This window comes from Caballeronia sp. DA-9 (assembly GCF_051615025.1).
GTDB classification, from domain to species: Bacteria; Pseudomonadota; Gammaproteobacteria; order Burkholderiales; family Burkholderiaceae; genus Caballeronia; species Caballeronia sordidicola.
The window spans coordinates 2,752,726-2,764,353 of record NZ_CP195133.1; the positions used below are offsets into that span (position 1 = coordinate 2,752,726).

The following is an 11,628-nucleotide window of genomic DNA, read 5'->3' on the forward strand; positions in this document are numbered from 1 at the left end:
GCGCCCCACTCAAAACATCTTCCGAGCCATGAAGCTAACTCACCGCGAAAAAGACAAGCTGCTGATCTTCACCGCCGCATTGCTGGCGGAGCGGCGCCGCGCACGCGGACTGAAGCTGAACTATCCGGAAGCCGTGGCGTTCATTTCGGCCGCGTTGATGGAAGCAGCGCGCGACGGGCGCACGGTCGCCGACGTCATGCACTACGGCACCACCCTGCTCACGCGCGACGACGTCATGGAAGGCGTGCCGGAAATGATCCCCGACATCCAGATTGAAGCGACCTTCCCCGATGGCACCAAGCTCGTGACCGTCCACCATCCGATTCCCTGATTCACCGAAGGAGCCGCACATGATCCCGGGCGAATATCTCATCGACGATGGTGAGCACGAACTCAACGCGGGCCGCGAAACCGTGTCCGTGACGGTATCGAATACGGGAGACCGGCCGGTTCAGGTCGGCTCGCATTTTCATTTCTTCGAAGTCAATACGGCGCTCACGTTCGAGCGCGACAAGGCGCGCGGCTTCCGGCTGAACATTGCATCGGGCACGGCCGTGCGCTTCGAGCCGGGCCAGGAGCGCACGGTCGAACTCGTGGCACTGGCGGGCGAACGCCACGTCTATGGTTTCAACGGCCTCGTGATGGGCCCGCTTTGATCTCAACTTCAGGATTATCGACATGACGCTACGCATCGGACGCCGCGCCTACGCGGAGATGTTCGGCCCGACCACCGGCGACCGCGTGCGTCTCGCCGATACCGACCTCGTGATCGAAGTCGAACGCGACTTCACCACCTACGGCGAAGAGGTGAAGTTCGGCGGCGGCAAGGTGATCCGCGACGGCATGGGCCAGTCGCAACGCGTGCATGCCGACGTCGTGGATACGGTCGTGACGAACGCGCTGATCCTCGATTACTGGGGCATCGTGAAGGCGGATATCGGCATCAAGGATGGGCGCGTATTTGCGATCGGCAAGGCAGGGAATCCGGATATCCAGCCGGGCGTGACGATCGCAATCGGCGGCGCGACCGAAGTGATTGCCGGCGAAGGGATGATCGTGACGGCGGGGGGTATCGACTCGCATATTCACTTCATCAGCCCGCAGCAGATCGATGAAGCGCTGGCTTCAGGCGTAACGACCATGCTCGGCGGCGGCACCGGTCCCGCGACCGGCACGAACGCGACGACCTGCACGCCGGGTCCGTGGCATCTCGAACGCATGCTGCAAGCCGCCGATGGCTGGCCCGTGAACCTGGGCTTTCTCGGCAAGGGCAATGTCAGCGTGCCGGCGCCGCTGGTCGAACAGATCAAGGCTGGCGCGATTGGCCTGAAGCTGCACGAGGACTGGGGCACGACGCCCGCCGCCATCGACAATTGCCTGTCCGTTGCCGACGATACCGACACACAAGTCGCCATTCACACGGACACGCTGAACGAAGCGGGTTTCGTGGAAACGACGGTCGCGGCGTTCAAGGGCCGCACCATCCACACGTATCACACCGAAGGCGCGGGCGGCGGCCATGCGCCGGACATCATCAAGGTATGCGGCGAGTCGAACGTTTTGCCGTCTTCCACCAATCCCACGCGTCCGTACACCATCAACACGCTCGACGAACACCTCGACATGCTGATGGTGTGCCATCACCTGGACCCATCGATTGCGGAAGACATTGCGTTCGCCGAATCGCGCATCCGGCGCGAGACGATTGCCGCCGAAGACATCCTTCACGACCTGGGCGCGCTGTCCATGCTGTCGTCCGATTCGCAGGCGATGGGCCGTGTCGGCGAAGTCGTCATGCGCACGTGGCAGACCGCGCACAAGATGAAAGCGCAACGCGGCGCGCTACCCGAGGACAACGCGCGCCACGATAATTTCCGCGCGAAACGGTATGTCGCCAAGTACACGATCAACCCCGCGATCACGCATGGCATTGCGCACGAAGTGGGTTCCATCGAACCTGGCAAATGGGCCGATCTCGTGTTCTGGGAACCGGCGTTCTTCGGCGTGAAACCCGCGATGATCCTCAAGGGCGGCATGATCGCCGTCGCGCAGATGGGCGACCCGAACGCATCGATTCCAACGCCGCAGCCAGTTCATTATCGCGAGATGTTCGCCACGCGCGGCGGGGCGCTTGGCAAGACGTCGCTGACGTTTGTATCGCAGATGGCTTTGGACGCCGGCATCGGTGAGAAATATGGCCTGAAGAAACAGGTCGTCGCCGTGAAGAACTGCCGGAACGTCTCGAAGGCCGACATGATTCACAATGCGTACAGGCCGTCGATTACCGTCGATCCGGAAACCTATCAGGTGGTAGCCGACGGCCAGTTGCTCACCTGCGAGCCGGCAACCGTCCTGCCGATGGCGCAGCGCTACTTCCTTTTTTGAGACCCAAATGCGCACGATCGACAAACGTATCGAAGCAAAACTGGCCGCACCGCTGATCAAGCGCGCGCCGACGCTCACCCTTGCCTTCGACGACCGCTGCAAGAGCCGTCTCGCCGCCCGGCTGGATAACGGCGAGGAGATCGCGCTGGTGCTGCCGCGCGGCACGGTGCTGCGCGACGGCGATATGCTCGTGGCCGACGACGGCGCGCTGGTTCGCGTGATCGCCGCCGAACAGGATGTGCTGGTCGTGCACGCGCATGACGCCGTTACCTTGACGCGCGCCGCTTACCACCTGGGCAATCGCCACACGCCGGTGGAAGTCGGCGCGGGACAATTGAAACTGGAAGCCGATCCGGTGCTGGAAGACATGTTGAAGCGCCTCGGCGCGCATGTGGATCACGCGCTGGCGCCGTTCCAGCCCGAAACCGGCGCGTATGGCGGCGGCCACAAGCATGGCCACGACGAAACCTTCATGGAAGACTACGCGCTAGCGCAAAAGGTCTTCGATGACCATCACGGCCATTCGCACGGCCACGATCACGGCGACCATTCGCAATGCTCGCACGGGCACGAGGGCCACGATCACGACCACGGTCATGCGCACCGCTGAGCTCACGGCGCTGCTTCATCTTGCGTCGCCGGCGTTGCCCATTGGCGCATTCAGTTACTCGCAGGGTCTGGAATCGGCGATAGAACATGGTTTTATCCGCGACGGCGACAGCGCCCGCGACTGGATTGCCAACGGCCTGGCACATGTCCTCGCGCGCGGCGAACTGCCTTTTCTTGCGCACCAGATGAACCGCTGGCGCACGCACGACGCGGCCGGACTAACCCAGGCCGATGAAGAATTCCTCGCCAGCCGGGAATCGGCGGAATTGCGCCGCGAGACGCAGCAAATGGGCTGGTCGCTCGCGCAGTTGTGCACGCAGCTCGAATGGGGCGACGCCGCGCGCCTCGCCACGCTGAACGCCATCAAGCCAATCTCCCAGCCAACGGCGTTCGCGTTCGCCGCTTTCGCCCACGACGCCGCGCCCGACGCCGCCCTCGCCGCCTACGCTTTCGCGTGGGTGGAAAACCAGGCGGCGGCTGCCTTGAAAGCCGTGCCGCTCGGCCAGATCGCGGGACAACGGATCATCGTGGCGCTGCGCGTTGCAATCGACCAGGCGGTCGAACACGCGCTCGCCACCTCGCCGGAGGAAATCAACACTTTCGCGCCGCAACTCGGCATTCTTTCAGCGCGTCACGAGTCGCAGTACTCGCGCTTATTTCGCTCCTAGCTCAAAACCATGAACGCTCCTGTCTATTCCGCGGCCGCCCGCCGCACCAAGAAACTGCCGCCGTTGCGCGTGGGCGTGGGCGGCCCCGTCGGTTCGGGCAAGACCACGCTGCTCGAAATGCTCTGCAAGGCGATGCGCGAGAAATACGACCTCGTCGCCATCACCAACGACATCTACACGAAGGAAGACCAGCGCCTGCTCACCGTGGCCGGCGCGTTGCCCGCCGAGCGCATCATGGGCGTGGAAACGGGCGGCTGCCCGCACACGGCCATTCGCGAGGACGCGTCGATCAACCTCGAAGCCGTCGACCAGATGATCGAACGCTTTCCGGACGCGGATATCGTGTTTATCGAGTCGGGCGGCGACAATCTCGCGGCAACTTTCAGCCCGGAATTGTCGGACCTGACCATTTACGTGATCGATGTCGCCGGCGGAGAAAAAATTCCGCGCAAGGGCGGACCCGGCATTACGAAATCCGATCTGCTGGTGATCAACAAGATCGATCTCGCGCCGTACGTGGGTGCAAATCTCGACATCATGGCCTCCGATGCCAGGAAAATGCGCGGCGAACGCCCGTTCGTCATGTGCAACCTGAAAGCGCTGGACGGGCTGGATCAGGTGGTGAGTTTCATCGAAAAGAAGGGTTTGCTTACGGTTTGACGGCGCTGGAGGCGCAAGTCCGGTCGGCGCGCGGCGGTGAAACTGCGTCCGCTTCACCGAGTGCGTTAGGATATTGCCTTAAATATTCCAATGGCTGCCGCCAGTACCGGGAGAATTTCGATCGACAGTCCCGCCGATACCACCGTCCTGCTGGAACGTGCTTCCATGGCCTCCCTGGCGTCCCGAGAGCGCGTCGGGCAATCCTCGCCGCGCGTTTCAGTGCTGTTTCATGTCGCGGATTTCAACGATGGCGGCATCGAGTCGTCGCTGATGCAGTGGTTGCGCATCTTCGACCGTGCGCGTTTTGCGGTGACGCTTTCGGTGATGTTTTCATCGCCTGCGTTCGAACAGCGCTTTCGCGCGCAGATTCCGGCGGATGTCACGGTCGAGATCCTCACCAACAAACCCTGGCTCAACGTCTTCCAGAAGCGCCGCTACGCGCACACGCTGAGCAAGCTCGGCCGCGTTGGCCGCGACGTGTTCAACACACTCGCCGTGCGGCCGCACGTGAAAGCGCGCGTCTCGGAACTGGCGCTGCGTCACGACATCATCATCGACTTCGACATGTCCTTGCGCCGGCTCGCCGGGCGTTTCGGCAACGCGTGGCTCGGCGTGAATCATTTCAGTTTCGACGCACGGCTCGGCGGCCGGCGCCGGAAAATGAAACGGTTGCTGACGCAGTACGGCCGTTACGACGGCATCGCGGCGCTGAACCGCCATATGGCCGAAGAAGCAACCGCGCTGTTCCACGGGCGTCTGCGCAACGTGTTCGTGCTGCCGAATGCGATCGATATCGACCGGATTCGCGAGAATGCCGCGGCCGCGGAAGCGCCGCCGTGTCCCAGGCCGTACATCGTTTCCGTGGCGCGGCTCGATGAAATCCAGAAGGATCATCGGACCTTGCTGCGCGCGTACGCGCAGTTGGCGGCGAAACATGGGGACCTGGAGGAAGACCTCGTGATCGTCGGCGACGGCGGATTTCGTGCCGAACTGGAAGCGCTTGCGGCCGAACTGGGTGTTGGCGCACGCGTGCATTTCACGGGGTATCGGAACAATCCGCACGCGATCGTCGCGGGCGCGAGCGCGCTGGTGCTGAGTTCGCGCTATGAAGGCATGCCGATGGTTTTGCTCGAGGCGCTGGCGCTGGGAAAACCGGTGATTTCCACCGATTGCCCGACGGGGCCGCGCGAGATTCTCGACGATGGCAAGTTCGGCTTGCTGGTTCCGGTCGGCGAAGTGGACGCGATGGCGCACGCAATATCGCGATTGATTCTGGACAATGCACTGCGCGATGGATTTACGCGCACGGCACTCGCCCGGGCGCGGGAATATGGCGTGGACGCCAGCAACGAGCGGTTTGTCGCGTGTATGGAGCGGCTGCTGGCGGGACGCGGAAATGAAGCTGGTTAGCGTGGTTTGACCAAACCGCAGCGCTGATCAAGCCGGATCGTGGAGTGAAAAGCCGTTTCCCGATTCCTCTGCATTGGTCTGCAACAACGTCCCCAACGCCTCCACCGTCCTCGCCGTCGCCCCCCGATGCTTCGCCGCGAACGCCGATGCCGCCGCGCTCATGGCCTGGCGGCGGGGTTTATCGGTGAAAAGATCGCGCAGGCCGCGCGCCAGCGCCGCCGGATCGCTCACGCGCAACGCCGCGCCTTCAGTAATCGCGTCGTTCGTCGCCTGCGTGAAATTGAAAGTGTGCGGCCCGATCAGCACCGGCACGCCCGCCGCGCACGCCTCGATCAGGTTCTGCCCGCCGAGAGGCAACAAACTCCCGCCGATAAACGCCACATCCGACGCCGCGTAGTACGCGCCAAGTTCGCCCATCGAATCGCCGAGCAGCACATTGATGTCCGATGGCAACGGCGGCGCGGCATCGATACCCGATCCTGCCGCCGCCGCGCGTCCCGTCCACGTCGAGCGCCGCACGTGGTTCAGCGCCGCGCCGTTGACCAGCGCGGCGACTTCGTCGAAGCGCTGCGGATGGCGTGGCACGAGAATCAGCAATGCGTCGGGCACGTGGTTACGCAGCGCGGTGAACGCCTGCAGCACGAGCGCTTCCTCGCCTTCGCGCGTGCTCGCCGCCACCCAGACAGGCCGCCCGCCAATCGCCGCGCGCCACGCGTGGCCGCGTGCGCCGAGTTCGGGCGGCGCGGACATGTCGAACTTGAGGTTGCCGAGCACCGCGACATTGCGCGCGCCCAGGGCGCTCAGGCGCTCGGCGTCCGACGGCGTCTGCGCCAGCACCCGCGTGAAACCGCCGAATACCTCGCGCGTCGCATTGCCGAACTTCGCCGCGCGCTTGAACGATCTCGCCGACATCCGTGCGTTCGTCAGCACCAGCGGGACGCCGGCGCGCTTGCACTCATCGATAAGCGTTGGCCAGACTTCCGTCTCCATCACGATCCCAAGCGAAGGCCGCCACGCGCGCAAGAATCGCCGCACGAGCCAGGGTGAATCGTAGGGAAGATAGCTGCGCGAAACGCGCTCGCCGAACAACTGCTCACCGGTTGCGCGGCCGCTCGGCGTCATGTGCGTGAGGAGGATCCGGGCATCGGGAAACGCGCGCTGCAACGCTTCGATCAACGGTTGCGCCGCACGCGTCTCTCCAACCGAAACCGCGTGAACCCAGATCAGCGGCGCGACGTCGTCGCCACGGCGAACGGGGCCAAAACCAAAGCGCTCGCCAATATGCTCGCGATACCCGCGCTCGCGCCGCGACCGGATCAAAAGCCGCAGCACGGCGAGCGGCGCGACGATCCACCACAACGCGCGATACACGAGCCTCAGCATCGGCGATCCGTCAAGGGACAGCGCGCGACGTGCGCATCCAGCGGCCAGGCGGCGCTCAAACCAGCGCCCGTCCCTTCAGGCGCTGCAGGATGCCGAGCGGCGCGCAGTCGGGCTGGACCATCGCGTTCACTGGAAGGAAGAAGGTCTGCTCCATCATGTACTGGCCGGCCATTACGGCGTGGGAGGTTTGATCGGAGAAACAAACCCATACGCAGCCGGGCGGAAACGGCATTTCCTCCTGCGGCGATGTCTTTTGATAACCAATGTCGGCTTTCATTGCGTCATGCAAATGAAGCATCAGGTGATCGTATTCGCTGCGCGGCGTTTTGGTGATCTTCAGCAAGTTCATGAGCCAGGCCGAACCTGGAACCGGCGGTTTGATCGACGGCAGGAAGCGCTTCGCCATGTCCTCGAACGGCTCGCCGACGCGCCACACGCGCGGTGCGCCATCGGGATTGACGTTCGTGAACACGCGCAGGATGCGCTCGCCGTAATTGGGCCGCGACGGGAAGGCATCGACGTGAAGGCGGCTGTCGTCCTTGCGCCACGACGTCTCGCGCGTTTCCACGCGATGCAGCCGCAGGCTGGTCGGCGCCACGCGCAGCTTGCCGCGATATTCGGGGAAAAGACCGTCCACGAGCGAGCGTGCGTTCGCCTGATATCGGGCGATCAATGCGCGCACGGCGGATTGCGTGACCGCGTCGCCGAGTACGCCGGCGAGCGCGCCGCCATTGGGCGCGAGACTGATGTTCTTGCGCTCGGGATCGGCGACTTTCGGGTCGAGCAGCGCGCGCTCGCCGCCTTCTATGGCAAAGGCCAGATGCGGAAAGTACAGCACCTTGCCGCGTTCCACGCCGGCCAGTAGCGCCTCGCGCGGCACGGAGAGCTGCTGGCCCTGCCAGTCGGCGGAAGCGACTTCGATGATTTGAGATTCGGTCATGAGCCTTCGATTGTTTGGATGAGCGAGTGAGCGGTCAAGCTATCAACATGCCGAAACGGCTTTGAATCGATCCGAAATCAGTTTCGATTCGCCGTCCGTTCGACGAGCGAGCCGCATTTTCGCTCAAACCGGCCGCAAAATCCGCTGCCTGCAACGCTGGGCTTGATAGGCCTCAAGAATGAGCAACGCTGCGGGCAGGCACTCGCGGCTATGCCCGACAAAAGCCCTCACAGCAACCCGAAACTCGCGAGCGTCGCCTTGACCTGCTGCAAGGTCGGATGCTGCGCGGCGCTGCCAAGATTCACCACGCGCGGCGACCAGTAACCGCCCGTGCGCCATGCGGTGGAGAAATTGTACAACTCGATGGTCGGACGCTTGAGCGCCGCTGCGATATGCACGAGTCCTGTGTCCACGCCGACCGTCGCCGCGGCGCCGTCGATCAAGCCGACCACCGCCGGCAACGAGAGCCGGGGCGGCACCACGGCGGCCGCGCCGAATTCTTTGGCTAATTTCTCGCTCGTTTCGCGTTCGGCGGCGCTGCCCCACGGCAATACAATCGATACCCCTCGGCGGATCAGTGACTGGCCGAGTTCGATCCAGGCGGTATCGGGCCATTGTTTATCGGCGCGGGACGTGGCGTGGACGAACACCACATAGGGCACCGGCAGGTTGAGATCCGCTTGCGACAAAGCAAGCGCGGCGCGGCGCGTGTCCATTCCGAAGTCGATGTTGTCGGTGGGTTCCGGGCGCGGGTCGCCGAGTGCGGCGGCGACCAGTTGGCGCGTGCGTTCGACCACGTGCGTGCGCGGTTCGATGGGAATGCGTTTGTTGTAGAAGAAACGTACGGGCCATTCGTAGCCGGCGCCGTCGGTGCGGTTTCCAAGGCCGACCAGGGTGCCGCGCGCCCAGCTTGCGACCCAGGCGGTTTTGATGAGGCCCTGGCAATCGATGACCAGATCATAGTTTTCCGCGGCGAGCATGTGCCGGAAGCGCCGGATTTCGCGCCAGTTATCGAGGGAAAAAAAGCGTTTGCGCCAGCGCCGCAGGGAAAATGGGATGGCGCGGCGCACGCCGTGGACGAGTTCTACCAGGCTGGTGAAGCTTTCTTCGACTAGCCAGTCGATTTGTGCATCCGGGTGGATGCGGCGGATATCGGCGATGGCCGGCATGTTGTGGACGACATCACCGAGGGATGATACCCGGACTATCAGGATCTTTTTCACGCTGGACGGGGTGGGGTTTTAATTGAGCGGAGGTTGGCGCTCGGGGCCCGGTAGGGGTTGCTGGCGCTTTTGGTGGGAGGTGCTGCTGGGTTGCTGCTTTTTAGCTCTGCGCGCGGTTTTTGTTCGTTGATCTTTTTAGCACTGTTAGCCACTGTCCGTGGCGGGACTTCATTTCTTTTTCCAACGGCGAAAAAGAAACGAAGCAAAGAAAACGCCTTCCAACCGCTAATTCTTAAGGAGACCAAGCGTGCACGCAGATCTGCTTGGGACTTCAAAAGAACCCTCGACGCCATAACCAACAACACCTGAAACCCTCCCCCTCCGAACCCCTACATCCACACGCTTCGCCACTAGCGCTCTCGGGCAAGCACACAACTCCACAGAACCGCCACGGCCAAACACCGCGTTTGTGTTCAAGCACGCAAACCAGCGCGCGACGTGCGCCGCGCTTTTCTGTTTAACGGCTACTCACACTGGTGGCGAAGCGTGTGGGTATCGGTAAACGGAGCGGGAGGGTTTCCAACTGTCCGGGGTTTTACGCTGGGCGTTCTTTTGAAGTCCCAAGCAGATATCACTGCACGCTCGGTCTCCTTAAGAATTAGCGGTTGAAAGGCGTTTTCTTTGCTTCGTTTCTTTTTCGCCGTTGGAAAAAGAAATGAAGTCCCGCCACGGACAGTGGCTAACAGTGCTAAAAAAATCAGCTAAAGCAGACCGCGCGAAGACCCAAAAAGCAGCAACCCAGCGCCAACTCCCCCGACAGCGCCAGCAAACCCGTCAAGGGTCCACTAGCGCCAGCGAAAATCAAAATGGCAATTGGGCGTCGGCCTTCTCCGCCAGAATCACCCGCCGAAAATCTTCCTGAATACGTTTCAGCGCGTCCTCGCTGTCCGCTTCAAACCGCATCACCACCACCGGCGTGGTATTCGACGACCGCGCAAGCCCGAACCCATCCGGATACTCAACCCGCAACCCATCGATAGTCACCACATCATCCGCGCCAGTGAACTTGGCATTCTTCTGCATCTTGCCGATCAACTCGAAATTCTCGCCTTCTTTCAATTTCAACTGCAACTCAGGCGTGGAAAGCGAATTCGGCAAGTCATTAAGCAACTTGCTAGGGTCCGCCACCCGCGAAAGAATTTCAAGCATCCGCGCGCCGGTATAAAGGCCGTCATCGAAGCCATACCAGCGATCCTTGAAAAACACGTGACCGCTCATCTCACCCGCCAGCGGCGCACCCGTCTCACGCAACTTCGCCTTGACCAGCGAATGACCCGTCTTCCACATCACCGGCTCACCACCCTGGTCACGAACCCACTTCGCAAGATTGCGCGTGCACTTGACGTCATAAATGATCTGGCCACCCTTGTTGCGCGACAACACTTCCTGCGCAAACAACATCAACTGGCGATCCGGATAAATGATCTGCCCATCTTTCGTGACAACACCAAGCCGGTCACCGTCGCCATCGAAAGCAAAACCGATTTCCGCGTCCGTTTCCTTCAACGCCTTGATCACGTCCTGCAAATTCTCCGGATGCGCCGGATCAGGATGGTGATTCGGGAACGTGCCATCAATATCCGTGAACAACTCAACAATCTCGCAGCCCAGCGCCTTGAACAAACGCGGCGCAAGTTCACCCGCCACGCCATTACCGGCATCGACGACAATCTTCATCGGACGCACAGGCTTGATGTCGCTCACAATGCGGTCGAGATAAACCTGCTGGATATCGTATTCCGTGTATGTGCCCGCGCCGCTTTCGAAATCGTTATTCACGATGCGCTGATACAGTGCCTGAATCTGCTCGCCGTAGATGGCGGCGCCGCGCAAGACCATCTTGAAGCCGTTGTAATCGGGCGGATTGTGGCTGCCCGTCACGACAATGCACGAATCCACACGGCGCTCGCCCGAAGGCAGCGCGAGCGGCACGCTGGCCGCGAAATAGCCGACTGGCGTTGGCACCATGCCGACATCGACCACATCCACACCTGCTTCGCGCAGGCCGTCAGCCAGCGCGCCAACGAGTTCCGGGCCGGACAAGCGCCCGTCGCGCGCCACGACCGCAGAGTCGCCGCCAAGCTTGCGGATCTCGCTCCCGAACGCGCGGCCGATACTGCGGGCAACGCCGGCATCGACTGTCTTGCCCACAATGCCGCGAATGTCGTAAGCCTTGAAAATGGACTGGGTAACTGATGCTTGCGGTGACTGACTCATGGAATGGCTACCTGACTAATAATTGAAATGGTTCCGGGGCATCCCGAAGCGACCCGGGTCACGAAGACCCTCTGATGCGGACTTGCTTGAAACCTGCTTTGAATCCCACTTGCGCCGGTCCGGAAACAATATC

At 62.2% G+C, this 11,628-nt stretch carries 11 protein-coding genes; 7 read left to right on the forward strand and 4 right to left on the reverse strand.

The annotated features are described in order from the left end of the window. Positions 1 to 28 precede the first annotated feature (28 nt). The 7 genes from ACRWA7_RS28880 (at position 29) to ACRWA7_RS28910 (ending at position 5,732) form a co-directional block, all read left to right on the forward strand. On the forward strand, positions 29 to 331 hold the full coding sequence (locus ACRWA7_RS28880; RefSeq protein ID WP_060856130.1) for an urease subunit gamma: 303 nt from the start codon (positions 29 to 31) through the stop codon (positions 329 to 331). A gap of 19 nt (positions 332 to 350) precedes the next feature. Then, the gene (locus tag ACRWA7_RS28885) at positions 351 to 656 is read left to right on the forward strand and encodes an urease subunit beta (RefSeq protein WP_060856131.1); all 306 of its coding nucleotides are present in this window, start codon (positions 351 to 353) and stop codon (positions 654 to 656) included. A gap of 22 nt (positions 657 to 678) precedes the next feature. After that, positions 679 to 2,385 carry an urease subunit alpha gene (ureC, locus tag ACRWA7_RS28890; RefSeq protein ID WP_438393861.1) on the forward strand — a complete coding sequence of 569 codons (1,707 nt, stop codon included), beginning with the start codon at positions 679 to 681 and terminating at the stop codon, positions 2,383 to 2,385. Positions 2,386 to 2,392: 7 nt separating this feature from the next. Next, entirely contained in the window at positions 2,393 to 2,995 is a 603-nt protein-coding gene (ureE, locus tag ACRWA7_RS28895; protein ID WP_438393864.1) for an urease accessory protein UreE, read from the forward strand. Further along, complete coding sequence (locus ACRWA7_RS28900) at positions 2,982 to 3,662, forward strand: urease accessory protein UreF (RefSeq protein ID WP_438396817.1); 681 nt, start codon at positions 2,982 to 2,984, stop codon at positions 3,660 to 3,662. The genes ureE and ACRWA7_RS28900 overlap by 14 nt, the downstream gene beginning before the upstream one ends. A gap of 9 nt (positions 3,663 to 3,671) precedes the next feature. Next, positions 3,672 to 4,322: an urease accessory protein UreG gene (gene ureG, locus ACRWA7_RS28905; protein WP_060856135.1), complete on the forward strand. Its 651-nt coding sequence runs from the start codon at positions 3,672 to 3,674 to the stop codon at positions 4,320 to 4,322. Positions 4,323 to 4,541: 219 nt separating this feature from the next. Then, complete coding sequence (locus ACRWA7_RS28910) at positions 4,542 to 5,732, forward strand: glycosyltransferase (protein WP_438396818.1); 1,191 nt, start codon at positions 4,542 to 4,544, stop codon at positions 5,730 to 5,732. A 27-nt stretch (positions 5,733 to 5,759) separates the two neighbouring features. Here ACRWA7_RS28910 and waaA read toward each other — a convergent pair whose 3' ends face one another. The 4 genes from waaA to ACRWA7_RS28930 all read right to left on the reverse strand — a co-directional run bounded on the left by waaA (position 5,760) and on the right by ACRWA7_RS28930 (position 11,495). Further along, positions 5,760 to 7,115, reverse strand: coding sequence for a lipid IV(A) 3-deoxy-D-manno-octulosonic acid transferase (waaA, locus tag ACRWA7_RS28915; RefSeq protein ID WP_438393866.1), 1,356 nt, complete (start codon positions 7,113 to 7,115; stop codon positions 5,760 to 5,762). A gap of 55 nt (positions 7,116 to 7,170) precedes the next feature. After that, positions 7,171 to 8,055, reverse strand: coding sequence for a Kdo hydroxylase family protein (locus tag ACRWA7_RS28920; protein WP_060856137.1), 885 nt, complete (start codon positions 8,053 to 8,055; stop codon positions 7,171 to 7,173). 227 nt (positions 8,056 to 8,282) lie between these two features. Further along, on the reverse strand, positions 8,283 to 9,278 hold the full coding sequence (gene waaC / locus ACRWA7_RS28925) for a lipopolysaccharide heptosyltransferase I (protein WP_438393869.1): 996 nt from the start codon (positions 9,276 to 9,278) through the stop codon (positions 8,283 to 8,285). An 801-nt stretch (positions 9,279 to 10,079) separates the two neighbouring features. Beyond that, positions 10,080 to 11,495 carry a phosphomannomutase/phosphoglucomutase gene (locus ACRWA7_RS28930; RefSeq protein WP_438393872.1) on the reverse strand — a complete coding sequence of 472 codons (1,416 nt, stop codon included), beginning with the start codon at positions 11,493 to 11,495 and terminating at the stop codon, positions 10,080 to 10,082. Positions 11,496 to 11,628: the final 133 nt, after the last annotated feature.

Excerpts from the sequence above, each read along its gene's own strand:
- ACRWA7_RS28920 (WP_060856137.1), bottom strand. The coding sequence starts at position 8,055 with ATGACCGAATCTCAAATCATCGAAGTCGCTTCCGCCGACTGGCAGGGC.
- ACRWA7_RS28930 (WP_438393872.1), bottom strand. The coding sequence starts at position 11,495 with ATGAGTCAGTCACCGCAAGCATCAGTTACCCAGTCCATTTTCAAGGCT.
- ACRWA7_RS28885 (WP_060856131.1), top strand. The coding sequence starts at position 351 with ATGATCCCGGGCGAATATCTCATCGACGATGGTGAGCACGAACTCAAC.
- ureG (WP_060856135.1), top strand. The coding sequence starts at position 3,672 with ATGAACGCTCCTGTCTATTCCGCGGCCGCCCGCCGCACCAAGAAACTG.
- ACRWA7_RS28900 (WP_438396817.1), top strand. The coding sequence starts at position 2,982 with ATGCGCACCGCTGAGCTCACGGCGCTGCTTCATCTTGCGTCGCCGGCG.
- waaA (WP_438393866.1), bottom strand. The coding sequence starts at position 7,115 with ATGCTGAGGCTCGTGTATCGCGCGTTGTGGTGGATCGTCGCGCCGCTC.
- ureE (WP_438393864.1), top strand. The coding sequence starts at position 2,393 with ATGCGCACGATCGACAAACGTATCGAAGCAAAACTGGCCGCACCGCTG.
- ACRWA7_RS28880 (WP_060856130.1), top strand. The coding sequence starts at position 29 with ATGAAGCTAACTCACCGCGAAAAAGACAAGCTGCTGATCTTCACCGCC.
- ureC (WP_438393861.1), top strand. The coding sequence starts at position 679 with ATGACGCTACGCATCGGACGCCGCGCCTACGCGGAGATGTTCGGCCCG.